Annotated in this window: 27 protein-coding genes and 4 tRNA genes; 22 read left to right on the top strand and 9 right to left on the bottom strand. The window is 33.3% G+C overall.

All coding sequences use genetic code 11. The annotated features are described in order from the left end of the window. The first annotated feature begins 34 nt into the window (after positions 1 to 34). From EZS29_RS13290 to EZS29_RS13275, 4 genes are all read left to right on the top strand, one after another. On the top strand, positions 35 to 844 hold the full coding sequence (locus tag EZS29_RS13290) for an ATP-binding cassette domain-containing protein (protein WP_130611696.1): 810 nt from the start codon (positions 35 to 37) through the stop codon (positions 842 to 844). Between the two features lie 310 nt (positions 845 to 1154). After that, positions 1155 to 1562 carry a ParB N-terminal domain-containing protein gene (locus tag EZS29_RS13285; protein ID WP_130611693.1) on the top strand — a complete coding sequence of 136 codons (408 nt, stop codon included), beginning with the start codon at positions 1155 to 1157 and terminating at the stop codon, positions 1560 to 1562. Between the two features lie 11 nt (positions 1563 to 1573). Then, positions 1574 to 2656: a cysteine synthase family protein gene (locus tag EZS29_RS13280; RefSeq protein WP_130611690.1), complete on the top strand. Its 1083-nt coding sequence runs from the start codon at positions 1574 to 1576 to the stop codon at positions 2654 to 2656. Between the two features lie 27 nt (positions 2657 to 2683). Further along, complete coding sequence (locus tag EZS29_RS13275; protein WP_130611687.1) at positions 2684 to 3898, top strand: ATP-grasp domain-containing protein; 1215 nt, start codon at positions 2684 to 2686, stop codon at positions 3896 to 3898. A 341-nt stretch (positions 3899 to 4239) separates the two neighbouring features. On the opposite strand, the gene EZS29_RS13270 is transcribed toward EZS29_RS13275, so the two are convergent. Continuing rightward, positions 4240 to 4608 carry a hypothetical protein gene (locus tag EZS29_RS13270; protein WP_130611684.1) on the bottom strand — a complete coding sequence of 123 codons (369 nt, stop codon included), beginning with the start codon at positions 4606 to 4608 and terminating at the stop codon, positions 4240 to 4242. 314 nt (positions 4609 to 4922) lie between these two features. On the opposite strand from EZS29_RS13270, the gene EZS29_RS13265 reads away from it, so the two are divergent. From EZS29_RS13265 to EZS29_RS13245, 5 genes are all read left to right on the top strand, one after another. Then, a complete protein-coding gene (locus EZS29_RS13265; protein ID WP_130611681.1) occupies positions 4923 to 5291 on the top strand; it encodes a hypothetical protein in 369 nt (122 codons plus the stop codon). Positions 5292 to 5331: 40 nt separating this feature from the next. Continuing rightward, positions 5332 to 5724, top strand: a complete 393-nt coding sequence (locus EZS29_RS13260; protein ID WP_130611678.1) for a hypothetical protein — start codon at positions 5332 to 5334, stop codon at positions 5722 to 5724. Between the two features lie 155 nt (positions 5725 to 5879). Further along, complete coding sequence (locus EZS29_RS13255; RefSeq protein ID WP_216678682.1) at positions 5880 to 6245, top strand: group I truncated hemoglobin; 366 nt, start codon at positions 5880 to 5882, stop codon at positions 6243 to 6245. A gap of 14 nt (positions 6246 to 6259) precedes the next feature. Then, on the top strand, positions 6260 to 7225 hold the full coding sequence (locus EZS29_RS13250; RefSeq protein WP_172603957.1) for an FAD-binding oxidoreductase: 966 nt from the start codon (positions 6260 to 6262) through the stop codon (positions 7223 to 7225). Between the two features lie 71 nt (positions 7226 to 7296). Further along, positions 7297 to 7731, top strand: coding sequence for an RrF2 family transcriptional regulator (locus tag EZS29_RS13245; protein ID WP_130611669.1), 435 nt, complete (start codon positions 7297 to 7299; stop codon positions 7729 to 7731). A gap of 161 nt (positions 7732 to 7892) precedes the next feature. Here the strand turns inward: EZS29_RS13245 and EZS29_RS13240 are convergent, their stop codons facing one another. The 3 genes from EZS29_RS13240 to EZS29_RS13230 form a co-directional block, all read right to left on the bottom strand. Then, complete coding sequence (locus EZS29_RS13240) at positions 7893 to 8363, bottom strand: DUF3757 domain-containing protein (protein WP_130611666.1); 471 nt, start codon at positions 8361 to 8363, stop codon at positions 7893 to 7895. Positions 8364 to 8938: 575 nt separating this feature from the next. After that, positions 8939 to 10033, bottom strand: coding sequence for a 3-phosphoserine/phosphohydroxythreonine transaminase (gene serC, locus EZS29_RS13235; RefSeq protein ID WP_130611663.1), 1095 nt, complete (start codon positions 10031 to 10033; stop codon positions 8939 to 8941). Positions 10034 to 10138: 105 nt separating this feature from the next. Continuing rightward, a complete protein-coding gene (locus EZS29_RS13230; protein WP_130611660.1) occupies positions 10139 to 10702 on the bottom strand; it encodes a hypothetical protein in 564 nt (187 codons plus the stop codon). Between the two features lie 223 nt (positions 10703 to 10925). On the opposite strand from EZS29_RS13230, the gene EZS29_RS13225 reads away from it, so the two are divergent. From EZS29_RS13225 to EZS29_RS13210, 4 genes are all read left to right on the top strand, one after another. Further along, positions 10926 to 11001 (top strand) — tRNA-Thr (locus EZS29_RS13225). 8 nt (positions 11002 to 11009) lie between these two features. Next, a tRNA-Tyr gene (locus EZS29_RS13220) sits at positions 11010 to 11095 on the top strand. Positions 11096 to 11115: 20 nt separating this feature from the next. After that, positions 11116 to 11192 (top strand) — tRNA-Gly (locus tag EZS29_RS13215). A gap of 93 nt (positions 11193 to 11285) precedes the next feature. Continuing rightward, positions 11286 to 11360, top strand: a tRNA-Thr gene (locus tag EZS29_RS13210). 10 nt (positions 11361 to 11370) lie between these two features. Here EZS29_RS13210 and EZS29_RS13205 read toward each other — a convergent pair. After that, positions 11371 to 12717, bottom strand: coding sequence for an anaerobic C4-dicarboxylate transporter (locus EZS29_RS13205; protein WP_130611657.1), 1347 nt, complete (start codon positions 12715 to 12717; stop codon positions 11371 to 11373). A gap of 519 nt (positions 12718 to 13236) precedes the next feature. Between EZS29_RS13205 and hflX the strand changes: the two genes are divergently transcribed. Together hflX and EZS29_RS16230 are read left to right on the top strand one after the other, a co-directional pair. Next, positions 13237 to 14658, top strand: a complete 1422-nt coding sequence (gene hflX / locus EZS29_RS13200; protein ID WP_130611654.1) for a GTPase HflX — start codon at positions 13237 to 13239, stop codon at positions 14656 to 14658. A 627-nt stretch (positions 14659 to 15285) separates the two neighbouring features. Further along, positions 15286 to 15420 carry a hypothetical protein gene (locus EZS29_RS16230; protein WP_281276277.1) on the top strand — a complete coding sequence of 45 codons (135 nt, stop codon included), beginning with the start codon at positions 15286 to 15288 and terminating at the stop codon, positions 15418 to 15420. A gap of 21 nt (positions 15421 to 15441) precedes the next feature. Here the strand turns inward: EZS29_RS16230 and msrA are convergent, their stop codons facing one another. Genes msrA through EZS29_RS13185 form a run of 3 tightly spaced genes read right to left on the bottom strand, consistent with a single transcriptional unit; the run spans position 15442 to position 17175 of the window. Continuing rightward, positions 15442 to 15912: a peptide-methionine (S)-S-oxide reductase MsrA gene (gene msrA, locus EZS29_RS13195; RefSeq protein WP_130611651.1), complete on the bottom strand. Its 471-nt coding sequence runs from the start codon at positions 15910 to 15912 to the stop codon at positions 15442 to 15444. A 27-nt stretch (positions 15913 to 15939) separates the two neighbouring features. Continuing rightward, positions 15940 to 16512 carry a methylated-DNA--[protein]-cysteine S-methyltransferase gene (locus tag EZS29_RS13190; RefSeq protein WP_130611648.1) on the bottom strand — a complete coding sequence of 191 codons (573 nt, stop codon included), beginning with the start codon at positions 16510 to 16512 and terminating at the stop codon, positions 15940 to 15942. Between the two features lie 24 nt (positions 16513 to 16536). Continuing rightward, positions 16537 to 17175, bottom strand: coding sequence for a glutathione S-transferase family protein (locus tag EZS29_RS13185; protein ID WP_172603956.1), 639 nt, complete (start codon positions 17173 to 17175; stop codon positions 16537 to 16539). A 68-nt stretch (positions 17176 to 17243) separates the two neighbouring features. Between EZS29_RS13185 and rsmA the strand changes: the two genes are divergently transcribed. The 7 genes from rsmA (at position 17244) to EZS29_RS13150 (ending at position 23596) form a co-directional block, all read left to right on the top strand. Next, positions 17244 to 18146 (top strand): 16S rRNA (adenine(1518)-N(6)/adenine(1519)-N(6))-dimethyltransferase RsmA, encoded by a 903-nt coding sequence (gene rsmA / locus EZS29_RS13180; RefSeq protein WP_130611642.1) that lies wholly within the window; start codon positions 17244 to 17246, stop codon positions 18144 to 18146. 500 nt (positions 18147 to 18646) lie between these two features. Next, complete coding sequence (locus tag EZS29_RS13175) at positions 18647 to 19519, top strand: GHMP family kinase ATP-binding protein (protein WP_130611639.1); 873 nt, start codon at positions 18647 to 18649, stop codon at positions 19517 to 19519. Positions 19520 to 19526: 7 nt separating this feature from the next. Beyond that, on the top strand, positions 19527 to 20150 hold the full coding sequence (locus tag EZS29_RS13170) for a hypothetical protein (protein ID WP_130611635.1): 624 nt from the start codon (positions 19527 to 19529) through the stop codon (positions 20148 to 20150). Positions 20151 to 20170: 20 nt separating this feature from the next. Then, positions 20171 to 21097, top strand: coding sequence for a PLP-dependent lyase/thiolase (locus EZS29_RS13165; RefSeq protein ID WP_130611632.1), 927 nt, complete (start codon positions 20171 to 20173; stop codon positions 21095 to 21097). A 14-nt stretch (positions 21098 to 21111) separates the two neighbouring features. Continuing rightward, on the top strand, positions 21112 to 22197 hold the full coding sequence (locus tag EZS29_RS13160) for an aminotransferase class V-fold PLP-dependent enzyme (RefSeq protein WP_172603955.1): 1086 nt from the start codon (positions 21112 to 21114) through the stop codon (positions 22195 to 22197). Continuing rightward, positions 22176 to 22961, top strand: coding sequence for an alanyl-tRNA editing protein (locus EZS29_RS13155; protein WP_130611626.1), 786 nt, complete (start codon positions 22176 to 22178; stop codon positions 22959 to 22961). The genes EZS29_RS13160 and EZS29_RS13155 overlap by 22 nt, the downstream gene beginning before the upstream one ends. Before the next feature lie 11 nt (positions 22962 to 22972). Next, positions 22973 to 23596 (top strand): LysE family translocator, encoded by a 624-nt coding sequence (locus EZS29_RS13150; protein WP_130611623.1) that lies wholly within the window; start codon positions 22973 to 22975, stop codon positions 23594 to 23596. On the opposite strand, the gene EZS29_RS13145 is transcribed toward EZS29_RS13150, so the two are convergent. Further along, positions 23593 to 23952, bottom strand: coding sequence for a hypothetical protein (locus EZS29_RS13145; protein WP_130611620.1), 360 nt, complete (start codon positions 23950 to 23952; stop codon positions 23593 to 23595). The two genes, EZS29_RS13150 and EZS29_RS13145, sit on opposite strands and share 4 nt — an antisense overlap. Positions 23953 to 24207 lie beyond the last annotated feature (255 nt).

Here is a 24207-nt window from a genome sequence, read left to right as displayed (position 1 = left end):
GATTTTCCTGTCAATCTTTTTTTTGGATTAATATATGTCAGATAATAATATAAAAGTGAATGAACCAGCAATATGCTTTGATAAATACTCTTTATCAGTTGGCTTTATCTCACCTATCCGTGAGCTTTCTTTTGCAATTCATGAGGGAGAATCTGTTGCAATCATTGGGCCAGCAGGATCGGGTAAAAGTATGGTTTTATCAATTATAGCTCAGTTTTTATGGGAAATTGATGATAAATTTTTATTAAACTCATTAAAACAGATAGGCAACTTAAAAATTCTTGGAATACCACTTGGTGGTGAAAAACCATCAGTCAATACACTAAAAAAAATATATCCAAATGTTGTGCTGGTATCTGAAAAAAGTGCATGGTTACCTGTGTCAATAGCAGAAAACTTTGCATTATCTCAGAGTTTAATGGGTGCTGAATATATTCTCGACTTCCACCAATTGATCGAAAATTTACCTATATCACAGCACAATAAAGCGCAAATTGATTCCTTAGCTGAGCTTTTACCAAGTCAAGTTGAAGTACCCTTTTTGCAACAGCTTTCAATTATCCGTGCACTTATTCGTAAACCCAAAATACTTTTGCTCGATGATGCTTTTTTAAGAATGGATCCAGTATTATTAAAACAAACAGAAAATTTAATATTAAATATGAGCGAAAAATCAACTCTCGTTTGGGCCACAAATGATCTCTTTCAAGCAAGCCGGGTAACTGATTGGACTCTTTTTATGCGACATGGAACAATGGTAGAGTACACAAGAACTGCTCAATTCTTTACAAATCCATCCACACGTGATGCTGAAAACTTCATTGCAGGACGCGACGAAGTTTAAGTCTTTTCATTAAATATATTTTATTTTTAAAAATAATTTTATAAAATTATAATTTAACAATATCTGTCTTTAAATTATTTATATAAATTCAATCATATTTTCACTTATGCTTATCTTATTTATCTCTAGTTGAAAAAAATTTGCAATTAAATAAAGTAACAGTTTTTTGGTGGTAAATTTTTAAAAATAATTTGACTTAATTTTTTTCATGTAGTAATTATAAACCAGAGTTCCTATTTATAATTAACAAGATTGAACGTCATTATCTCTTTCCGATATTAAAATATTAATTACTAGAGGAAAAAAGATTATGCATCAAATTAAAGATGTCACACTTGAATTCATCGAAGTCGAGAAATTAATCCCTCATGAAAACTTTGATTATGATGCTATTATTTTATTAATTTCTAAAATATCGAAAGATGGATTCTGGAGATCTCCTGTTGTAATCGATAAAAAAACACAAATAATAATGGATGGGCACCACAGAGTTGAAGTAGCAAAAAGAATGGGGGTGAAAAATATACCGTGTTACTTAATGAATTATGGGGAAAAATATATTGACGTTTTAAATTGGCATACAAATGAAAAATTTGATGTAAATAGTATTTTTGAAACAGTTCGTGTTGGCAAAAAATTTCCGGTTAAAACAACTCGACATATATTTTTAATCCCTCTTTATAATGTGAAAATAGACTTAAATATGCTAATTATATAGGATAAATTATAATGAATATATTAGAATGTACTGGAAATACACCTATTGTGAATATTGGGAAAATTAATAAATTTTGCGGAACAAATGTACAAGTGAAATTAGAGAAAACAAACCCAGCAGGAAGTATAAAAGATAGAGCTGCAAAATATATAATTGATTACGCTGAAAAAAATAATCTTATAAAACATGGAGGAACAATTATAGAATCTTCTTCAGGAAATTTTGGAATCAGCTTAGCTATGATTGGAGCTGCGCGTGGTTATAAAGTTATTATTTTAGTCGATCCGAAAGCGACAGATGTCAATGTTGGCCTAATAAAAGCCTATGGAGCAGAAGTTATTGTTGTTGATAAAAAAGACGATGCAGGATCTTATCATAAAACAAGAATTCAGCTCGCCAATGAACTTGCACGGAAGATTGAAAATTCATATCGACCTGACCAATGTTTTAATATTCTCAGTTCAATCGCGCATAAAGAAACAACTGCGAAAGAAATATTTGAACAAACTCAAGGTGAAATTTCGGGTGTGGTTGCGGCTGTCAGCACTGGTGGGCAGATAGGAGGAATTGCAGAATTCTTTGCAGAAAAATCTACAAAATATCTTGTAACTTGTGTTGATGCTTACGGCTCTTCCATTTTTGGTGGGGAGCCGCATTCCTATAAAATACCAGGTGTCGGATTGAGCTGGACTCCAAGAAATATTAGGAATGTAAATAATATTGATTATGTCTATCGCATTCGTGATGAAGATTCTTATATATCTGCACGGATTTTATGTAGAAATGAAGGAATACTTGCGGGTGTATCATCGGGTGCTGTTGTGCTTTCAGCTCTTAAACTTTCTCAAAAAATTCAAAATAAAAAACCTTTAATAGCAATTCTAGGTGACAGTGGAGAGAGATATTTAAACACTTTATTTAATGATGATTGGCTCAAAGAAAATGATATTCCACTTGAATCTCATATGGAATTACTTTATAAACTTCTAAGTTCTATTGATGAACCGCAAGCAAGACCAAATATCGTTGAAAATTATCGTGATGATCTTATATACTCACTGGGCGTTCCTGAAACAACTATGACGCATTTTTAAATTATATTTAAATAAATAGGTTATGCTATGAAAAAAAATCTTGTTCTTATTGAAACTTTGCATACAGGTTCTGGGCTTGAAATTATCAAAGCAGCCAAAAGCAAAGGTGTCAAAATTCATTTTATAACAGCTGAATACTCTTGGTTTGAATGCCATTGTCCAGCAGAGATTGCTGAGGGAATTAATATTATTAAAGTGAATTGGGACAAGACATCTGTACGTCAAGAATATTTAAAATTGATTCATGAACAAGAAAAATTCTCTTTGTTTACCCAAAGGGATGCTTTTGTCGAAGCTGTTGCAGAAGTTGCTGAGGAATTTAAATTAAATTTTACATCAAGTAAAGCTATGAAAATTGCACGTAATAAAGAAAAAATGCGAGAATTTTTTTCGCAAACATTTATTCCTTCTCCCAAATATTGTTATGTCAATACTAAAGAAGAATTGTTTATTTCACTCAAGTCTTTAACATTTCCTTTCGTGGCAAAACCGACAAAAGGTTCGGGTAGTAAAGACGTAATTATCATTCAGAGCAAAACAGATCTCTCTATGCTCGATAAATTTTTTAACAACGAATCATCTGCAAATTTATTATTAGAAGAATTTATACTGGGTAGAGTTGTTTCGGTTGAAAGTTTTACAAGCAATGGTAAACATCATTTATTAGGCGTTACAAATAGACTTATGGGACCACAGCCCTACTTTGTCGAGCTTGGTTACGCATTTCCTTGTCGCTATGAAAATATTTTACAAACTAAACTTGAAGAGTATACTAAATTTATTCTTGATAAAATTGAGTATAAATTTGGTTACAGCCATATTGAGTATATTTTGGGGCATGATGATGTTTATTTAGTTGAAATAAATGCACGTTTGGGCGGTGGTCAACTTGGGAAAATAATGTCCTATAGCTTAAACCTAAGTGTCTACGAGCTGTTAATAGAAAATTTATTTGAAACTAAAGAAATTGATTTAGATTGTAAAAATTTGCAAGCTGCTGCATGTTATACAGTGTATTCGCAAAAACCCGGTGTGATCGAAAGTATAAAAGGAATGGAATTAGCCTCACTTTTCCCAAATGTTTTGCAAGTGATTCAAGGCTTAAAAATTGGTGACTACGCTAAAGAAACAAAGGATATGATGGGGCAAGTTGCTCAAGTGATTGCTACAGGAAATACCCCTGAAAATGCCTTAATTTCTGCCCACTCAGCGGCGACTTCTATTGTTGTTGAGGTGAAGTAATTTTTCTTAATGAAAATAAAAAGCTTCCAGCGAGAAAAATGACACCATAGCTAAACATTTTCGTTATTTTTTGTCGTGTATATGAAACCATCTGCAATAATTTGGAAAATTTTTTTCACAGAAAATTTATTTTCATTCTGTTTTTCACTTTTATATTTAATCAATAGAATGCAAATAGAGTGAAGACAAAATGCTATGAATGTGAGTATAATAACTATCTCTATTTATAATACTGCAATTAAAATTCCACTAAAAATAAAGATCAAAAAGAAAGAAATAAATCAATCGCAAAAGTTTTTTGGATGATTAACCTTGCGGTTATTTTGCAACTGATTTAGAGCTTATTTCTTTGAACTGGCCTCTACTGAGAATGCATACCATGAGGAGGTGGATTTATCAGCAGGTTGAATAAACTCATCTTCTTTACAAAAGTGAATTAGTCTTTTATATTCATTTGAATTTATAACAAAAACAAAAGTATATGGATCAAATTTAGTGCCATATATTATCTCTTCTTCGCTTTTGACTAATTTCCAATAACCTGTTGCTGTTACATAATTATTATTTGTATCTACTGCCCACCTCCAGTTAGAGCGAGCGAGAATAGGAGAACAAAAAACAAAAGTAGTCGTTTTTGGAATTTTAGGCTCTCTGGAAAATGCAGGGATTGCTAATATCGAAGAAAATATAATAAATACTTTTTTTAGCATAAAAAAATTCCTTTCAAGTAATTAGAGATATTTAAATTATTAAAAATATCCTTTTATAACTTATATAAAATTATTACTTAAATCAAATATTGGTTATGATATGCTTAAGCATTGGGATGTAATATTTATATAATATAAATCAAAAATCCATTTTATATTTTATAAGTAGAATAAAAATATTTTTAGAATAATTGCATTTAGCTATTGATTTTTAAGCAAAAAAATATTATCTATCACTCTAGTTTTCTAATTTTATTTTTATAGTTACTTATTTATATTCTAACTAATTTTTATAATTATAACTTGGGTTGAATATGAAAAATATATTTTTAGCTATATTATTTTCGTCGTTATTTTTTTTTGAAAACAAAACTTATGCTGTTGAAACTTATGTCTATTGTGCGGATGAAAATGGAAAATGGTACTGGTTATCTGGGGGAACTATAAAAGTCTCTGGCTATTGGGACACGGCTTCTATTAGGCGAGGAATGTATTTTAATTACTTTGTAATAACAAACGGACTTGATGAAGTTAAAGCGTTAAGAGATAAATGCACTAATGAGTTCGGAACAAATTATATCTATGCGCAACCTGCAGATTCGAGTCTGCAACGGTGGAGCCTTTTTGCGATAGATGATGATACTTTTGTCAAAGGCATCGTAACTTTTTTATCAAATAATTAAGCGTGAGAACAATACTTTTTATTAAAAAAAGGAAAATAAGATGGTACGATTCAAGATATCGTTTTTTTCAGTATTGTTGTGTTTCTCCTCAACTACTTTAATTGCGAAACAACCAATATCGAGCACATATGTTTTTTGTGCTAACAAAAATAATAATATATATTGGCGATGGGCAGTTGATGAAAAGAATGAATATGTAACAATTAAAGGTTATTGGGAAAAAGTCCTTGAAAATGACCTAGCTTCTTCACTCAGAAGTGATCATGCAAATTATAAGTATTTATTTGATTTTAATCGAAATACTTTTGTTTTTGTAACGTCTTACAGTGAATATTATAGAACTAAAAAATATTGTAATAAAGATGAGTTTATGCAGCCCGCTGATTCCTCTTTTTCGGACTGGTACGGCTTTGAATTGGCGAATAGTCATTAGCAATAAATTGTGTTAAAATATTGCAAAAAAAGAATTAAATAATATTTTCTAGATTGAGTTGCACTAATAAGTCTAAAGATGTATTTAAAATACATCTTTAGAAAAGAGTTTCTAAAGATTTCGCTTTGAGCAATTTATTCATGTCGGAGAATGAAATGAGCAGTTTTTATGAACTAGTGGGCGGTGACAAAGCAATGGAAAAAGCTGTCAATGTTTTTTACCGTAAAGTTTTAAAAGATCAAAATATCAAGCATTTTTTTAATGATATAGACATGACTAAGCAAATGCAGAAACAAAAAGCTTTTTTTACTTTGCTATTTGATGGGCCTAATAATTATACAGGAAAAGATTTAAAAAGTGGGCATGCTCATCTTGTTGCTCGTGGATTAAATGACTCACATTTTGATGCTGTGCTAGCTCATTTGCAAAGTACTTTTGTTGATCTTTCCATACCAGATGAAATTGCCAATGCACTTAGCGCTAAAGCGGAAGCAGCAAGAGATCTTGTACTCGGAAAATAATGAAAAGGGACTTTATGGTTGCAATCAATTATAACGGGAAAAATTATCAACTTAAGGAACAACAAACGGTTCTGGATTGTTTGTTGGAAAATAATGAAAGCATTTCTTATTTTTGTAAAAGTGGACTTTGTCAAAGCTGTACAATGGCAATTGAGCACGGAAACATTCCGTTAAAGAGTCAATTCGGCCTTTCAGAGGCTGAGAAAATGCAATCACATTTTCTTCCCTGTTTGTCTAAGCCTACTCAGGATATTTTTATAAAAAAGTGCAATGAAAGCAAAAAAAAGTATGCATGTATTGTTCAAGAAAAAATAATTTTAGCTGCTGGGGTTATTATTTTAAAAATAAAACATCCGCTTAATTATCAATTTTTTCCTGGTCAGTATGTTAATATAAAAAAGCCCTCTGGTGAAATACGTTGCTATTCTATTGCAAGCTTACAAAGTGAAAAATGTGAAATAGAGTTGCATATTAAATATTATGAGAACGGCAAATTAACGAGTTGGCTTTATAATGAAATTCAAATTGGTGACACCCTTTTTATCTCTGAAGCACTTGGTCAGTGCTTTTATTCTAAAGAAGCTAGAGTAAGAAAATTGCTTCTGATCGGTGTTGGAACGGGGCTTGCGCCATTAATTGGAATTGCTCGTCATGCACTGTCTGAAAATCATTTGTCCGAAATTCATATTGTGCAAGGTGGATTGAATATACAGTCATTGTATGCAAATCCTTTATTGATCGATTTAAGCTTAAATAATAAGAATTTTAAAGTGCATACTTGTATTTTACAAGATGCAGATAATCCAGAGAGAACAAAAGATATTCACTCTTATGTTGAAGAGCATTTTTCAGATTTAACAAATTGGGAAGTTTATATATGTGGAGGGGACGATTTCGTTAAAAAAACTCAAGAACTTGTTTTTTTATCCGGTGCGGATGGTGCAAACATTCATTCTGATATATTTGTTGTTTCGAGCTAAAATTAAGCAAGACGGTCTTCTCCGTATGGGGCAAGAAAATAACTTGCTTGTATCGTTTTTTAGGAGAGATTTTGCAACTTACGCTACAGAGTGATTATACTTTAAGAGTTTTGATTTATTTAGCACTAAAAAAAGATGAGCTGAGTACAATAGATGAAATTGCTGAAGCTTATCAAATATCAGCTCATCATTTGACTCGTATTGTTCATAAATTGGGAGAGCTTGCTTATATAAACACACAGCGGGGACGCGGTGGGGGTATATTACTTGCTCAATTGCCAGAAAAAATAAATATTGGCGAGATCATAGAAAAGATTGAAAATCACTTTTATGTTGTCGAGTGTTTTGATCCGGGCAAGAAGTGCTGTGTTATTCAAAGTGTTTGTTTATTAAAACCTCATATAGCAGAAGCTACGCAGAGTTTTATCAATACTTTGAAGAAAAAAACATTAGCAGATATCATTTTAAATAAAAAACAACTTGAAAAAATCTTGATAAAAAAATAACAGGTACATTCCCATGCAACTATTTTTTCCTGTGATGTTTTCAATAAATCTGAAATTTATATAAAATTTTCTTCTCCTACGTTAATTTCTGGGGCTGGCAAAGCTTTTAAAAATGTCTATCCCTCCCCCTCCTCCCCTCAGTGGAATAAATAAAAGTTAGTTTAGTTAAAACTTGATTTTACAACAGGTGTATCAATATCAACAAATTGACATTGATGGGGAGTGGATTTGCATTCGTAATAAGTCGTACCAAAAAGTTCTGTAGACTGCCAACTTTGAATATTTAAGAGTTTTCTGTATTTAGTTTGATTACTTTCGTAATATACATCTAAGAGATTATTATCTGAAAGTATATATGAGCATTTAAAGTTTTCACCTATCGGAACTGTAGCATTCGTATTTAAGACTCTTATTACAGCGGAAGGACGAAATATAGCGGAATCAAATTTTTCTATTCTTACATTGAGAGCGGAATTATTTGCGACTCCAAACCATTCTCCACTTTCTGTTGAAAAGACTCTATTATTATAGTTTTTTAATTGAATAATTTCTGGGCAACTTTTAGCTGAATATGCATAACTATAACATGAAATAGCTAATGCTAAAAAGCAAAATGAATATTTTATTATCATTCTTAACTCCTTTTTTTATTCATTTATTTAATCGAAATTTTCTCTTTGATAGCGTAAAAAATAAATCGCAGATAAGATTTATTTCAAGGTGTCTTAGCGCATAAGAACAAAATTAAGTATAATGCAAATAAGGGAAATTGTAAAATAAATTTCTACATTTAAATAAATGTTTTAACGTTTATGGTAAACATTAATAATGAAGATGATGATTTTATTTGTTGGGTAAATTTTTTATTAATTCTCTTTTGCCTCTATTTTAAATGATTTAAAAACATTTGAATATCTGAATATATATTTATGAAAAATTCCAGCTCGTTTTTCTTTTGTATCTAGGGAATCCCCTTCTTCAAAAAATCGACGTCAGGAGGTTTTTAGTTATCACCACTTCTTGCTAATATCTATCTGCACGAAGTAGTGGATAAATGGTTTGTAGAGCTGAATACAAAACAATTTTTGACAGTTCAATTTCAATTAATAAAGATTCTTATAATATCAAAAGTTCAACAAAAAATTAGTTCAAAAAAGAATTTTTTTATATTTGAAAAGCTTATTTTGACAAAAATATTTGATTGATATTACCCAAACTTTTTGCGATATTCACGCATAAACTCTGCAAATATAGAGGCAGATTCCAGGCTCACTCCATTGTACATAGAAGCGCGTATGCCACCTAAGCTTTTGTAGCCTTTGATTTCAAGGATGCCGTTTTTCTGAGCTTCTTGGATAAAATGCTCATCTTGTTTTGCTGAGGGTAATTTAAAGACAAAGTTATGTCGCGAACGATAGCTTTTATCGATATTAAATAAATAAAAGCCAGCATCAATTTCGCTGTAAACCATTTTTGCTTTCTCGTTTGCCCATTTTTCCATTGTGGAAACACCACCGCAAGAAGCAATCCAATTCAGCATTTTGTTCATAGCAAAAATAGGAAAGACAGGAGGTGTATTTAAAGCGCTTTTGGCATCGAAGACAGCGTGATAGGTAAGAGCCTTACCCACTCTGTCAAGTTTTGTGAGTTCTCTGCTTTTTTCTAGGAGATCATTGCGCATAATGATAACAGAGACGCCTGCAATACCAAAGTTTTTTTGTGCACTGGCATAAACCAAAGCTGTGGATTCCCATGGGATATCTGTGCGCGCGCCCAACGAGCTTGTCATGTCGAGTACGACTGGAATGTCAGCAAAGGTCGGGATTTCTTTGTATTCTGTACCATACACCGTATTGTTTACTGTGATATGAACGTATTTTGCTTTTTTAGGAATTTTCCACTCCTTAGGGTTGCCTAAGGTTGAGTAGTTGGGTCTGCCATCATAAACTAAATGAACTTTTCGTCCGCTGGCATAAGCTTCTTCGCAGGCTAAATGTGACCAAACTCCAGTGTTAGTGTATGCAATTTCGTCTTCAGGTGCCGACAAATGCTGTGTGAGCAGTGAAAAATGTTGTTGAGCGCCACAGACTGAAAAAAGCAAGGAATGCGTGTCTGGAACTTGGAAGGTTTTTCTTGCGAGCGCAAGTGTTTCTTGACTGAGTTGCTCGTATTGTTTTGAACGATGCGATATTTCCATAATGCTGACACCCATGCCAAAGGTATCGAGCAGTTCTTCTTTTATTTGGTTGCGAACCTCTTCGGGCAAGCGTGCTGGGCCTGGACTAAAATAATGTACATTCATAAAAACCCCATTTGATGAAAAAATACATTTTATTTATTTATCAGTATAAAATTTTAAAAGCGAGTCGGAGAAAGAATTTTAATGCTTAAATTTTTTTATGAAGATTTAAAATTTTAACGAAGCAAGCATGATTCCAAATTGATTTTGGCCTATCCAAAATGCAGGTATTGCAAAGGCAATGCGGTTGCCTTCGCCAACAACAAGAGCACCTGCTTTGGGCAGAGAACGTAGGGTCTGAGCTGTTTGTTTATCTGAATTACTTTTTATTGTGTTGTTGCCCTGATTGGGAACAGTGGGTGGCATGCTATAATAATAATTATCTTCAGGTTCTGGTGCATAATTAAAGTATGAATTTTTTTTGTTGTGTGAAACAGAGTAAATTCCATAAGCACTTCCCATCATAAAGCCTATGGAGGCGCCTCCAGCGACAATTCTAAGGTTGTCGAGCGGTGAGCTTGAGAGAAAAGGAAGAATAGCTGTCCCCATAAGGGCGCCAAACAGAGCTCCGTAGCCGCCTGCAAGAAAAATGTCGTGCATGTCCTCATCGCTTGTGTACATCTGTTGTGCGTGGCATGAGAGAGAGACAGTTTCTGTCAGAATGAGGTGGGCTCCGATTAGGAAAATGATTTTGAGCTTGTCCTGCAGGCTCTTGCGGACACCGAGCTTCATAATGCCTCCATATCGCTAAGCTAGAGATGTTTTCAATTATTTTATTTTTGCATAAATAAGATTGAATTATAATAGTCAAACAATAATTAGGAAAATAATTCCGTTTTTTGCAAGGCTTTTTTTAACGGCTTCAAAGCGATCTGAGAGGAAGACAATTTTTTTTTATAAGTTTGCTTGACAAGATCGGCTGTCATAGTTTAACCACATCTTCACTGAGATGTAGGCTGGCTTAGCTCAATTGGTAGAGCACCTGATTTGTAATCAGGCGGTTGGGGGTTCAATTCCCTTAGCCAGCTCCATATTTCTCGGGGAGGTTCCAGAGTGGCTAAATGGGGCGGACTGTAAATCCGCTGTCTTACGACTTCGGCAGTTCGAATCTGCCCCTCCCCACCATTTTCCCAAAGTTTCCCTTTGCGGGTGTAGCTCAATTGGCTAGAGCGTCAGCCTTCCAAGCTGAATGTTGAGGGATCGTGCCCCTTCACCCGCTCCAATTCTTCGACCTTAGCCCTTTTCTTGTGGTTGAGAGTATTTTCCCCCAAGCAAAAGTTTATTTAAATCCGCTAAGACAAAGTCAATGTTTTTTGCCCATGTAGCTCAGCGGTAGAGCACTTCCTTGGTAAGGAAGAGGTCTCCGGTTCAAGCCCGGACATGGGCTCCACTTTTTTGATTTAAAAAGCTATTTTCACTAAGAAATATCCTATAAAACAACTTGTCGATACGCCAATTAAACCTGGAATAATAAAGCTGTGGTTTATAACATATTTACCAATTGAGGTTGTGCCTGATCGATCGAAACCGATACAAGCCAAGTCACTTGGATAGGTGGGGAGCACAAAATAACCATATGCAGCAGGTAAAAAGGCTACCATAATTTTGGGATCAACTCCTAAACTAATTCCCATAGGTGCAATGGCGGCAATAGCAGCTGCTTGGCTGTTAACAAGTTTTGAAACTAGAAATAAAACGATCGCATATGTCCAAGGTTTCGTTTTAACGACTTCCTCTAAAATGTGTTCTAATAACTGAAAATGTGCATGAAAAAATGTATCTGCCATCCACGCGACGCCAAAAACAGAAATAACAGCAACCATTCCTGCTTTAAAAATAGCGCCATTCGGAATTTCTCTTGGAACAACTTTACAAAGCATCAATATAAATGCTCCTGCTGCTAGCATTAACATTTGTATGCTTAAATTCATTGATAGAATTTTTTCTTTACCATTTACCATAATATGTGGTCTTAAAAATTCAAATGCCCCTAAAAGAACAACAATGGTAATTGCAAAAAAGAATATGATAAGTGAAAGATATGCATGTTTTGAAAACTTTTCATTGAGTAAAGTGCTTTTAGCTCCTCCATAAATATAAGCTTCATTCTCGGGATCTTTGATTTTTTCTTGGAATTCTTTATCGTCTTCTAAATTCTTACCACGACGCAAGCTCCAAATTGCTGCAATTAAAACACCAATAAATGAAGAAGGAATGGCAACTTTTAATAAATCGATCAAGCTAATCACATGCGTTAATCCATGCGCACTGCCTAAAATGGATATCATAGAGACAACGGCGACGGACATAGGTGAAGCACAAATTCCTAATTGTGAAGCCACAGATGCGACAGCCATTGGGCGTTCTGGGCGAATATTCTTTTTAATTGCAATATCATAAATAATAGGAAACATCGTATAAACGACATGGCCCGTACCGCAAAGAACTGTTAAAGTCCAAGTGGCAAGGGGGGCTAAAATGGTAATATATTTTGGATGCTTACGTAAAAGTTTTTCTGCAAAACACATTAAGACATTGAGTCCTCCAGCTGTTTGCAGAATGGATGCACAGGCAATCACGGCCATGATTGTCAGCATGACATTCACAGGTGGTGTTCCAGGATAAAGGCCGAAAACAAATGTTAATAAAAGCAAACCTATTCCAGAAATGACGCCCAGACCTAAACCACCAAATCGAGTGCCTAACAATAGGCAGGCAATGATTATAGTAAACTCTAAAAAAATCATAATGCAACAATCCTCCTTTTATTAAAGAGTAACAATTATTTTGTCACTCTTTAAAAGAACATTTCTATTTTTTGATTTGGTCACTTTATTGTATGTATTTTTAATAAAATAAAGCAAAATAAAAGCAAAAAATAAGATCTAAAATGAAATAAAATCATTTCATTTTAGATCTTATTAGTTTTCAAATAAGGAATTAGTTGTCAAGTTTTAGTCATAATTTAATGTTGTTACTTTTATAGTCAAATAAAGAGGATTATGAATACTTATTCTATTTTTAGACAGATTAAATTCTTGAAGAATTGCTCAAGTCAATTATTCAGGATCATTTTAAATTGCTCCTTGTCTCTTTACTCAGAAATGCTCTTGGTTTTTTAAATATTTACGATAAAGTTGGTGCTAGCTGGCGGAGATCGACTTTGTGCTTAGGAATGCCGTCAATGCTCTGAATCACTAAACTCTATCCATAATTACACAGTAATTTGGTTGAACCAGTTCATTTAATATATTTTAAAGGTATTTATGCTGCTTGAAAATGAAAGTAATAAGGTTTTAAAAGCCATTCTTGTTGGTATTTCTTTACCAGGTACAAGCGATATTGAAAATAAAGAATCATTAAAAGAACTTGAGAGATTGGTGCAGACTCTGGGTTTTCAGGTTGTCGGCTCAACTCAGCAAAGACGTCCGAATCTGTCAGGAGCTGTGCCATTAGGAGAAGGTAAGCTAAAAGAAATTGCCAAAATTACAGGCGGAACAGGGATTGTGAAATCTGCTGTGCCTGTTAGGAAAAATAAAGCAAAATTAAGGGCAGAGGCGGAGCAAGGGTCAGCAGAAGATGAAAGTGAGATTGGAGCACAGGAAGCTTTTGCGGATTATAAAGATGAAGAAAATAATGAACAGGATGAAATATTAGAAAAAGCAGAGGCTGTTGTCTTTGACTGTGAGTTGACTCCTTCACAAATTACGCACTTGCAAAGTGCTTTTGGTGTGGAGGTTCTTGATAGAACAGGAGTTATTGTTGAGATTTTCAGTCGTCATGCAAAGACCCGTGAAGCACGTCTACAAGTTGAAATTGCCAAACTGAAATATCTTTCGCCCAGAATTCGAGAAGCTGGGCAAAGTGAAAGACAAGGGAGTGGGGCTGGGGCGCGTGGCTCGGGTGAAACCGATGTCGAAATAGATAAGCGCAGGATCCGGGATCGCATTGCGGAACTCCGACGTGAAATTGCAGCTATCCAAAAAGAACAAGGTAACAGAAGAGCAAAGCGCTCGGAACAGCCTTGCGTTGCGCTTGTTGGTTATACCAATGCTGGTAAATCTTCACTTATGAGAAAACTTACAGGTAGTGAGGTTCTTGTCGCAGATAAATTGTTTGCGACCCTCGACACAACTGTGCGTACCCTTTATCCTGAAACGCAACCGCGGATCTTAATTTCAGATACGGTTGGTTTTATAAAAAAACTCCCACATGATTTAGTCGCCTCCTTTCGTTCAACTCTTGATGAAGCTATGAACGCTTCTTTACTGTTATTTGTGGTAGATTCTTCAGATATATCATGGAAATCTCAGCTTGAAGTAACCCAATCTGTCTTGAAAGAAATAGGTGTGACAGACGAAACTCCCGCTCGTTTGGTTTTAAATAAAAGTGATAGACTCAGTAAAGATGATATTCAACAATTAAAAAGTGACTTTCCTGATGCGCTTCTGATCTCCACTAAAAATGAAAAAGATATTGAATTTATGCATCACTTTATTCAGGAATTTTTTGAAAAAGATATGCTTGAGGCCGATTTGTTTGTTCCTTATAATGTTCAAGGAGTGATTGGTGAAATCCGAAGTTTATTTCGTGTATTAGTGGAAAAATATGAAAATGAAGGAATTAATTATAAAATAAGAGGAAAAAGAGAAACTATTGAAAAATTAAAAAAGCTCCATAACCTTTAGCTCTTTTTTTATCAGTCATAATTAATTCTTTTACTCTCCTAGCGAAGAAAATCTGAGTGATAATTTTACGGAGAGTTTGTGAATACCTCCCTCCCAATTGGTTTAAAAACAATAAAAACGCGGTTTTTTTGTTATATGAACGAGCAGCTGTCTTAGAGGTATGAAAAATCCCAAATAATTTATATTGCTGAATTTATTGACAAGAATCAACTTGAAAGAGAGCTCATGGGGACAAGTAGAGGAAAAAACTAAGAACAAATGCATTTTTCTGTGCAGTAGCTGAGAAATTAATTATTATTTTTTTGCGAAGTCATAAATCAGAACTTGCATTTTGAAATTACTTGAGTTTATAACACACCCAGAAACAAACGTGTTCGGATTAAGGTTTCTATTCCAACCTATAAAAAAATCCCTACCTTTGATCTCTCGCCTTAGCATTGTCCTCACTTACATTTACATTCCACTTTTCTTCCTCAGAAGAACGACGCAGAAGGTCGGCACCGAACGGCAGGCCTTCTGATTTTTATTTTCGACTTAAAATAAATTTTATTTCCTCATTGCAATCTAATTTGACATCGCTTACTTTATTAAAGTTACTTTAACATAACATTTGAAAAGGAGATTTCGATGCCAGGTAAAGATGGTAAGAAAAAACCAAAGCAAGATAAGAATAAAAAAGCTGCCACTGCGAATCAGGCTAATAGTCAAAAACAGCCAGAGCAGCAGCCTGTTACTAACCAAAAAGAGCAAAAAAAGCGTTGATAACTCAACGCTTTTTTTGTTTTAAATGTGACAACTCGCAAGTCCTTTTTTTTCTAAATATTGTTGATGATATTCTTCCGCCTTATAAAATGTTGAGGTAGGGGTTATTTCTGTAACAATTTTGTCTTTATACACATGCTTTTCTTCTAAAGTTAATTTCGATTTCTCAGCAACAACTTTTTGCTCATCACTGTGATAAAAAATGGCTGAACGATACTGTGAGCCAATATCTGGACCTTGTCTATTTAACGTCGTAGGGTTGTGACACTTCCAAAATACATCGAGTAAATCAGAATATTTGACAATTTTAGGATCAAAAGTGATTTGTACAACTTCAGCATGTCCTGTTTTGTCGGAGCAGACATCTTCATAAGTGGGATTTTTAAGAGTCCCTCCCAGATAGCCAACTTCTGTTGAAATAACACCTTTAATTGTTCTGTATTTCGCTTCCACTCCCCAAAAACACCCTGCACCGAATGTAGCAATTTCCATATTTTCTCCTTAATAAATAATAGAGTTTTACATTGTACAAAAAGAAGACGGCATCTTAATATTTTCATAACTGAGCATAATTTTTTTTCTTTCTATTCCCCAACGATATCCACCAATCCCTCCATCTTTGCGCAAAATGCGATGACAAGGAATAAAATAGGCGATTGGGTTTGCACCAATAGCATTTGCGACAGCTCGACAGGACTTAGGTAAATTGGCATTTATGGCCAATTGACTATAAGAAATTTGGCTACCAAATGGCACTAAAAGAAGGGATTGCCAAACTTTTATTTGGAAGGGCGTGCCGAATAATATAAAATGTGCTTTTTCGTCTATAATATTTAAATCTTTATCAAAAATATGAGTGGCTTCAGCTGAATGAAATGATAAGGCCGAACGATATTTTATACTGTAATTTTCAATTGTCTTTTTTAAGTTATTTTCATCAATAAAAATTAAATGTATAATATTATGATTTTCAAAGACGCAAAAATAAGTGCCAAAAGAGGTATTCCCATATGCATAGTGAATATGTTTATTTTGCATATATAATGGCAATTCATTCCTTGCTTTATAGATAAAATTCATTTGTGGAGACATTTGTTAAGGCCTTTTTAATTTTTGCTACTTAATGCGGTTTTTAATATCATTTCGGACTTTCATCATAGAAGGAAGTTTTAAAATATTTTCTATATACTTTTGTAGTATAGGATGTTTTGCAACTTCTTCTTTGACCCAAATCAGTGTTGCTGCAATGATAAAATCCGGTGTGCTTATATTGCTTCCAAGTACATAAGTTTTATCTTTAAGAGCGTGTTCTAAAAATTGAGCACAATAAGAAAATTTCTTAATGGCGTCTTCAAGAAGATATACCGATCGATTTTCTGGAGCAAGTGATTTTGCCTGGTGTAAAATAGTTAAACAGATAGGATCAAGGGAACTGACAGCAAAATACATGAGTTCTTTATAACGAATAAATTCATCGCTCTTTTCATTAGGGAAATAAAGTTTATGCTTATATTTCATTGCTATATATTCACAGATAGCGCCTGATTCTGAAATAAAAAGCTTTTTTTCTATGTCTTCAAGCACAGGAACGGCGCCATAGGGGTTTATTTTTAAAAACTCAGGGGTTTTGTGCTCGCCATTTGCAAGGTCTATCAATTTTAAATCATAGGGAATGCATAATTCTTCGAGCATAAACTTAATTCTGTCGGACCGTGTTGCTGGACATTCGTAAAGTCTAAAAGGATTGCTTGACACTGAACCCTCCTTCTTGCAATGCAATAACTGGAGTCATCTCCTCTAAACCCTCAACTGGCAGGACGGCTATGCGCAGTAAATTCAAAAAAGAAAAAGATTTCAAAAAAGAGAAAGCAGACCATGCTTTTCATCTTCACGCAAAGAAATCCCTTGGTCAGAATTTTTTAAGAGATGCCAACGTAGTTGAAAAAATAGCCAGTTCTATTGATACACTTTTTAGTGAAAAAGAACAAAAATATGTGCATGAAATTGGCCCAGGATCAGGGGCTTTGACTCTGCCTCTTCTACAAAAAAATATAAAAATAAAAGCTCTGGAAAAAGACGAACGTTCCGTACAAGGCTTAAATGAAACCTTAGCAAAAGATTTTAAAAATCAATTTCAAGTTGTCCAGACTGACATTTTAAAATGGAATCCAAGTGAAGATCCCGCTCTTAGTTTAGAACAAAAATGTATTTGCGTCGGAAACTTACCATATTATATTACAAGTGATATTCTTTTTTGGTTTTGTAGATATTATAAATTTTATACACATGGTATTTTCATGGTGCAAAATGAAGTTGCAGATAGGTTACAAGCAAAACCTGGAACAAAGGATTACGGACGTTTGAGCGTACGTATTCAGCTTTTTTTCGAGGTCAAAAAACTTTTTGTCGTGCCTGCGAAATGTTTTGTTCCTCAGCCGAAAGTAGACTCTGCTATTGTTTTGCTCTGTCCGAAGAGTTTTTCTTTTCCAACGCCAGATGAGGATAATGCTTTTAGTTCATTTACCACTGTTTTATTCAGTGCGCGGAGAAAGATGTTAAGAAGAGCATTGCATGCGCAGCTCCAGCAGCTTGAAGAAAAAAGTCCTGGTAGAATGAGTGAATTTTGGCAACTTGCTGCCTCACATGGAGTTACTGAAGAAACCAGACCCGATGTTTTATCTCCATCGACAATTCTAGCTATGCACAAATTTTTCTATTCTAAATGATATTTCACATATATAATTAAATTTATCATTTTTATTAAGCTTCTGTTTTTATTCTATTTCACGAAAACTTATGAAATGGAGTAGACTTCAAATAAGGAGTTGTTGAATTTGTCAGAAATAATTATTTGAATTTTTTTTAAAAAAATAAAATAATGCTTAATCTAAATTTTTTTACAAATAATACTTTGTAAAATAAAAAAACTTACATTTGTATTTAAGATAAAATTCTTTAAAGCCATAAAAAATTATTAAAGAACATATTTTATTATGGTAGTCTATGAATTAAGAATTTGAAAAAATATCAGAATTTTATGTTTAATTATTGGAAGTCTATGTGAAATATCTAAATAAAAAATTTATTAAATCATCTTGCATTGAAAAATCTTTAAGAGTAGTTCATTAAATGTAATTGTTATGAAATGTAATTTATAGGATTGAATATTCACTTTTTGATATTTGAAGAATTTTTTTATTATTCTATAGAAAGATTTAATGCATATATGTACATCCAATCACAAGCTGTTTGCAACGGAACCTTTGGTGAACTTATCCAAGGAGTTATTCACTCAAAACCTTTTCTTGTTACTCTGCCAATTCAAAAATTTTCTTGTGCTAAATATCTTGAAGGAACTCTTCTTGAGAACAGGGATATTTATGCAAAAAGCTATCTAGCTGCAGATATATTAAGAGAAAACATAGGAAAAAAAGGGGATTATTCACTTATAATACATTCAGAATTGTCTCGTGGCAAAGGGCTAGCATCAAGCTCAGCTGACATTGTCGCCACATTAAAAGCAATTCTGCATAATGAAAAAATTGAAGAAGATAAAGAACGTGATTTGATTTCCTCTATTTGTCGACAGGTCGAACCAACGGATGGAGTGATGTATCCTGGATTTAACGCTTATCATCATCATGACTGTCATTTAATGGAAAGCTTAGGCTATATGCCTTTTGAAATAATCGGTATAGTTGAAGATGGGGTTGTGGATACTTTAAAATTTAATTCAAAAAATATTAAATACAGTAATATTGAAGTGAATAAATTTGAAATTATTTATCAGCAGCTCAAACTTGCTCTTAAAATAAGGAATACTGAAATTTTAGGAAAATGTGCTACGATGAGTGCACAGATTAGTCAGAATTATTTGCCAAAAAAGAATTTTACCGAGATACAAGAGATATGTCTAGAAAATCAAGCTTGTGGTGTTTGTGTTGCTCATTCAGGGACGGCTATTGGAATTATATTAAATATCACAGATCCTGCATACAATATTAAAAAAAGTAACATAGTTAATATTTTTAATAGAAATAATTATTCGTTTGAAATTTATAGAAGCACTTATTCAAAAATAATGTCTTATGATGTATGAGAAAAAAATGGATATAAAATTTTATAATACTTATTTGCCTATTGTGAGTCAGGATCTGGAAGCTGTTATTCCTGTAACAAATTCAGATTTAAATATTTCTTTTAAAGTTGAGATAAATCATGATTTTTTTAAAATACATAACTATTCATGTTCATTGGTATGTGAAAATATCTATGTAAAAGAATTGAATGATAACATTCCTCAGAGTTTTAATATTTTACTAAGCTATTTGAGAAATAGAGTCGGTAAAGTCGACGACCTTTGTTGTCTTTATATTCTTTCTCTTTTGCAAGCTGTAGGTATGAGAAAGTATGTAAAAGATTTACAAACAGATACTATTCATACGATGCAAAATAAAAATTTGGGTCTTTCCTTTTTAAGTGGCTCTGTTTATGTAAAGAGAGATAAATACATTATTCAAGAAGGGTTATTAGCTCTGCCAAATCATTTTACAGGTGTGGATGTCTGTTCAAAAGTAATACTATTTAATGAAGATAAGTCTCAAGAGAAATATTTCGAAAAAGTTTTGACTTATAATAATCAAAATATCATAATATGTGATTCATTAGAATTAAATGATTTTTATTTAAATAAACAACATCTTTGTTGTGATGAAGTCATTTGTCTTTAGAATTTTATTTAAGGGAAACTATGAAAAGTATAGATTATTTAGACAGAATTATGCATTTACAGACTCCCCTTATTCAATCCTCTGACGATGAGCGTATTTATTTAAAATTGGAGGGGGGATCGCTAAATTACAATCATAAGTTTCGTTCAGCGGCATTTCTAGTAAAAAAGGCATTAAATAAAAAAGTCGATCTATCTAAAGTAGCCGATAGAAGCAGTGGCTCTTGGTCCATGGCTCTTTCCCATTGTGTGCATCTTGCTAAAGGAAAAACACAGTTCATTACAACAAAAATTCCTCATCCATATTTGGCAAAAGTTGTCGAAAGCAAAAATGGATGCTTTAAAATGGTAAAAAATAATTCTGTCCGCATAGAAGAATTAAATCATCTGATTGACAATGAAGGTTGGTATTCATTTGATCAGCATAATAATTTAGATCTTATAGATGCTTTTAAAGCGACATTAGGAATGCAGTTGGTAAATGATCTCAAAGCAATGCAGATAAAACCAAAATTTGTTGTGGCTCCTGTTGGTACGGGCGGATTGCTCGCAGGGGTGAGTCTCGCCCTAAAAGAAAACGGATTTGCAACTAAAATAGTTGGTTGTGATATTTCAAGTAGCATTGTGAATCAGGCAAAACGTTCTATCACTTATAAGTTATCAACATGTAGGGGGGTGGGTTCTGAGGATGAAATATGTTTGACATTTTTAGAAGCTGCAAAATATATAGACGAGATTTTTGTTTCAAATATTTATAGAACATTGCATGAAATGAAAATATTTACAAACAGCAATTCTTTTACGGTCGGAATGAGTACTTGTTTAGCAATTAGTGTTGCTAAAAAACAACTTTTAAAGCAATGTAAAGCGAATGAAACCGTTTTAGTCATTTCTCCAGATCGAGGAGAAACTTATACAGATGAAATCAATTGTGCTTTCAAAATTTAAAATAGGTAATGACAATGATTTATTCAAATACAGCATCAGTTGGACAGCTGCGTGCTGAAACCCACGCAGCTGTCATGGAGTTTATTAACTCTTATAAAGAAAATAATTTTTATATATCTGGATATAAAAAAGGATGGGAAAAAGTAGAGCAGTGTCGTTCAAAAATTTCTGAACTTTTACAAAATAAATTAAATAGCGTTCTTCTTTATACTTCAACCACCGATGCAATGAGTATTTTACTTACTCAGTTAAGGTTGAAAGAAGGGAGTGTTGTTGCTATTCCAAAAGAATATTTTCCATCAATTGGAGGAATAAAATTATCTTTTGAACAAATGAAATATAAAGTTGTCGAGATAGGCAATGACAAAGGTGAAATAAAAGTTGAAGATATACAGGATCTAAAAATTGATGTTCTGCTGATAGAGTGGGTTAATTATTGGAACGGTTATAAAAATAACTTAAAAGATCTATCGCATTGGTGTCGAAAAAACAATGTAATTTTTGCTGTGGATGCCGTGCAAGGGGTTGGCTCTTGTGCGATTGATTTTGATATTCACGATATCGATTTTTTCATTTCAGCTGGACACAAATGGCTACGTGCCCTCGAGGGAGCCGCATTTGCTGTGGTGTCGGAACGAATGAATTCGCTCTTAAAACAAACTATTTTTGGCTATAATAGTTTTTCTGATAGGAATCAATATGATTGTAAAAATCGTCATATTAATCATTCGTTGCTTAGGTTTGAATTAGGAACCTTGAGTGGGGTTTCATTTATAAGTTTACACAGCGCAATATCAGAGTTATTAAATGAAAATTATAATAATGTCGTAACAAAATTAAAACAAAATTCTTTTGCCATTACGCAGCATTTATTAAGTTATGGAGCAATTGTACATTCTCCAATTGTTGAAGAAAAATGTACAGGTATCGTGTCATTTACCTTAGCAAATATTGATACTTTGGAAATTTATAATAAACTGCTCGAATTCGGAGTCATTGCAAAAATTAGAAATGAACGCATTCGACTCAGTCCTGACGCAACGGTGAATTTAGAAAATTTGTTACAGAGACTGAATGCATGTCTGAAAGGAATATTATGACCTTTAAAACAGAAAAACTATTTTACCAATTTCCATATGGTAAAAGAGCAAAGACCCAATTTGAAAAAAGAGAAGGCAATACCATCGCATTGGCACGTTCCATTGCTTATCCGGAAGGAGGCGGACAACTTGGTGATAAAGGTGTGGTAAAATACCAAGCAATAACTTTACCTTTTATTGACACTCAAAAGTCAGTTGGAATGGGTCGCTCTGTTGTCAGAAAAGATTTTCCACTGATAAACGTTGAGGGTGAAGTGCGTTTGACCCTTGCGCAAGAAAATTTTGATTTATTGCCAGACTCTGGTGAGATTGAAGTCGAAATTGATCTTAAAAACCGTTGTGAATTGACTATAAGTCACACAATATCGCATGTTGTTTATATGGGTATGACTGAACTGAGAAACGCTGTTCCTGAAACAACTTTTGGGTGTCTTATTGGCAATGAAGGTGGACGTTTTGACGTTGGCGTCGAAAAATTTCTGGAAGATGATGTTAAATTTATTAAGTTATTCGTAGAGAATTCTATTCAAAATAAAGACAAAGTTGAGATAGTCGAAATTCCAGGCGAACCAGAGTGTCGAATTTGGCAGATGAACGGTATTTCCATACCCTGCGGTGGCACTCACCTCGAAGCTCTGTATGATGTGGGTGATATTCATATCAAACGCAAAGGAAAGTCGAAGGGAATTGAACGGATCTATTTTGAAATAAAAAATGTAAACTTAACCCCTTTGCTCGCTCGTTTTCAAGACAAATTAGTTTAATAAGGAAATATATGGAAAATTTAAATGTTTATTTGTTGTTCACTTGGACAGTTTTGGCACTTGCTTATTCACCTGGGCCAAATGTTGTCCTCATGATCAACAATGGCTTAAAGTATAAATTAAATAACGCTTTATTTGCGGTTCCTGGTACTGCTTTTGCTCTATTATTTTTTGCCGCAGTCACTGTATTTTGTGTTGGTGGTGTCTTAAAAATCTCTCCCAATTTCTTTATGGGTCTCAAAATAGTAGGAGCTTTATATTTATTTTATTTGGGAATTAAATCGTTTATGAGCAAAGGCAATCTAAAATTTTCTTTAACCGATTCTATTGCAGAGCGGTCTAAAAAAGCTCTTTTTAGTGAAGCCTTTTTATGCTGTATCACGAACCCGAAAGTATTATTTATATATGTTGCTCTTATTCCGCAGTTTATAACGCAGGATGAGAAAGCATTTTCTCAACTTATTACGTTGTGTATTATTCAAATTATCGTTACGTGTTTATCAATGTTAACTTATCTATTGCTTGCACGCAAAGCTTCCGGATTTTTACAAAACAAAGCGCGCTATATTTCAATATTTTCCGGTCTCGTTATGTGCTTTTTTGCTGTGACCTTACTTGTGTCTAAGGTTGGTTAATTCGCTTTAGGTTTTGGAAGGCAATCTGTTAGTCCGGTAATATACACAATTCTATCATTATAACTCGGGACATACTCAAACTTAACAAGAGTATTATACTCATTTTGTGTAATGCGTTTATTCTTTAAAAGATAAAGTCTATCTGCTTCATATTCATCATAACTTAATACTTCTGTGCTTTTTAAAACATATTTTATACAAAATCGATTGGTTGGATCTTCTTTTAAGCACTGGGCTATTTCTTCATCTGTAATCTGTCTTGTTTTTAGCTGTTCTGCAGGTATATTATTCGCATTTTCCTTCCCACAACCCACAAAAAATCCCACAAAAATAATTAAAGAAACAAAAAATTTCATAAAATCTCCTTATCGAATAAAAAATATTTAAAAAGCTTAAAATATATTTATAATAAATCATTTTTTGAAATTTTCATCGCAGCTTAGTTTTAATCTGAGCGAAAAAAACTACGTATAAAATATTTTTATTTTATTTAAGAAAAATTTTATACCTTACTTTTAAGCTAAAAGCGAATCAAAAATGTATTTCATGTAAATTTCAAAAACTCAACGCAGGCAAATAATTTGCGGCAAAATTTGATAAGATCAATCAGG

The organism is Fluviispira sanaruensis (assembly GCF_004295685.1).
Taxonomy (GTDB): domain Bacteria; phylum Bdellovibrionota_B; class Oligoflexia; order Silvanigrellales; family Silvanigrellaceae; genus Silvanigrella; species Silvanigrella sanaruensis.
This window is presented reverse-complemented; position numbering and strand designations above follow the sequence as displayed.

Excerpts from the sequence above, each read along its gene's own strand:
- EZS29_RS13275 (WP_130611687.1), top strand. The coding sequence starts at position 2,684 with ATGAAAAAAAATCTTGTTCTTATTGAAACTTTGCATACAGGTTCTGGG.
- EZS29_RS16230 (WP_281276277.1), top strand. The coding sequence starts at position 15,286 with ATGCCAGGTAAAGATGGTAAGAAAAAACCAAAGCAAGATAAGAATAAA.
- EZS29_RS13260 (WP_130611678.1), top strand. The coding sequence starts at position 5,332 with ATGGTACGATTCAAGATATCGTTTTTTTCAGTATTGTTGTGTTTCTCC.
- hflX (WP_130611654.1), top strand. The coding sequence starts at position 13,237 with ATGCTGCTTGAAAATGAAAGTAATAAGGTTTTAAAAGCCATTCTTGTT.
- EZS29_RS13240 (WP_130611666.1), bottom strand. The coding sequence starts at position 8,363 with ATGATAATAAAATATTCATTTTGCTTTTTAGCATTAGCTATTTCATGT.
- EZS29_RS13280 (WP_130611690.1), top strand. The coding sequence starts at position 1,574 with ATGAATATATTAGAATGTACTGGAAATACACCTATTGTGAATATTGGG.
- rsmA (WP_130611642.1), top strand. The coding sequence starts at position 17,244 with ATGCGCAGTAAATTCAAAAAAGAAAAAGATTTCAAAAAAGAGAAAGCA.
- EZS29_RS13205 (WP_130611657.1), bottom strand. The coding sequence starts at position 12,717 with ATGATTTTTTTAGAGTTTACTATAATCATTGCCTGCCTATTGTTAGGC.
- EZS29_RS13290 (WP_130611696.1), top strand. The coding sequence starts at position 35 with ATGTCAGATAATAATATAAAAGTGAATGAACCAGCAATATGCTTTGAT.
- EZS29_RS13265 (WP_130611681.1), top strand. The coding sequence starts at position 4,923 with ATGAAAAATATATTTTTAGCTATATTATTTTCGTCGTTATTTTTTTTT.
- EZS29_RS13165 (WP_130611632.1), top strand. The coding sequence starts at position 20,171 with ATGAAAAGTATAGATTATTTAGACAGAATTATGCATTTACAGACTCCC.
- EZS29_RS13250 (WP_172603957.1), top strand. The coding sequence starts at position 6,260 with ATGGTTGCAATCAATTATAACGGGAAAAATTATCAACTTAAGGAACAA.
- EZS29_RS13285 (WP_130611693.1), top strand. The coding sequence starts at position 1,155 with ATGCATCAAATTAAAGATGTCACACTTGAATTCATCGAAGTCGAGAAA.
- EZS29_RS13175 (WP_130611639.1), top strand. The coding sequence starts at position 18,647 with ATGTACATCCAATCACAAGCTGTTTGCAACGGAACCTTTGGTGAACTT.
- EZS29_RS13270 (WP_130611684.1), bottom strand. The coding sequence starts at position 4,608 with ATGCTAAAAAAAGTATTTATTATATTTTCTTCGATATTAGCAATCCCT.
- EZS29_RS13160 (WP_172603955.1), top strand. The coding sequence starts at position 21,112 with ATGATTTATTCAAATACAGCATCAGTTGGACAGCTGCGTGCTGAAACC.
- EZS29_RS13255 (WP_216678682.1), top strand. The coding sequence starts at position 5,880 with ATGAGCAGTTTTTATGAACTAGTGGGCGGTGACAAAGCAATGGAAAAA.
- EZS29_RS13145 (WP_130611620.1), bottom strand. The coding sequence starts at position 23,952 with ATGAAATTTTTTGTTTCTTTAATTATTTTTGTGGGATTTTTTGTGGGT.
- EZS29_RS13155 (WP_130611626.1), top strand. The coding sequence starts at position 22,176 with ATGTCTGAAAGGAATATTATGACCTTTAAAACAGAAAAACTATTTTAC.
- serC (WP_130611663.1), bottom strand. The coding sequence starts at position 10,033 with ATGAATGTACATTATTTTAGTCCAGGCCCAGCACGCTTGCCCGAAGAG.
- EZS29_RS13170 (WP_130611635.1), top strand. The coding sequence starts at position 19,527 with ATGGATATAAAATTTTATAATACTTATTTGCCTATTGTGAGTCAGGAT.
- msrA (WP_130611651.1), bottom strand. The coding sequence starts at position 15,912 with ATGGAAATTGCTACATTCGGTGCAGGGTGTTTTTGGGGAGTGGAAGCG.
- EZS29_RS13150 (WP_130611623.1), top strand. The coding sequence starts at position 22,973 with ATGGAAAATTTAAATGTTTATTTGTTGTTCACTTGGACAGTTTTGGCA.
- EZS29_RS13230 (WP_130611660.1), bottom strand. The coding sequence starts at position 10,702 with ATGAAGCTCGGTGTCCGCAAGAGCCTGCAGGACAAGCTCAAAATCATT.
- EZS29_RS13190 (WP_130611648.1), bottom strand. The coding sequence starts at position 16,512 with ATGTCTCCACAAATGAATTTTATCTATAAAGCAAGGAATGAATTGCCA.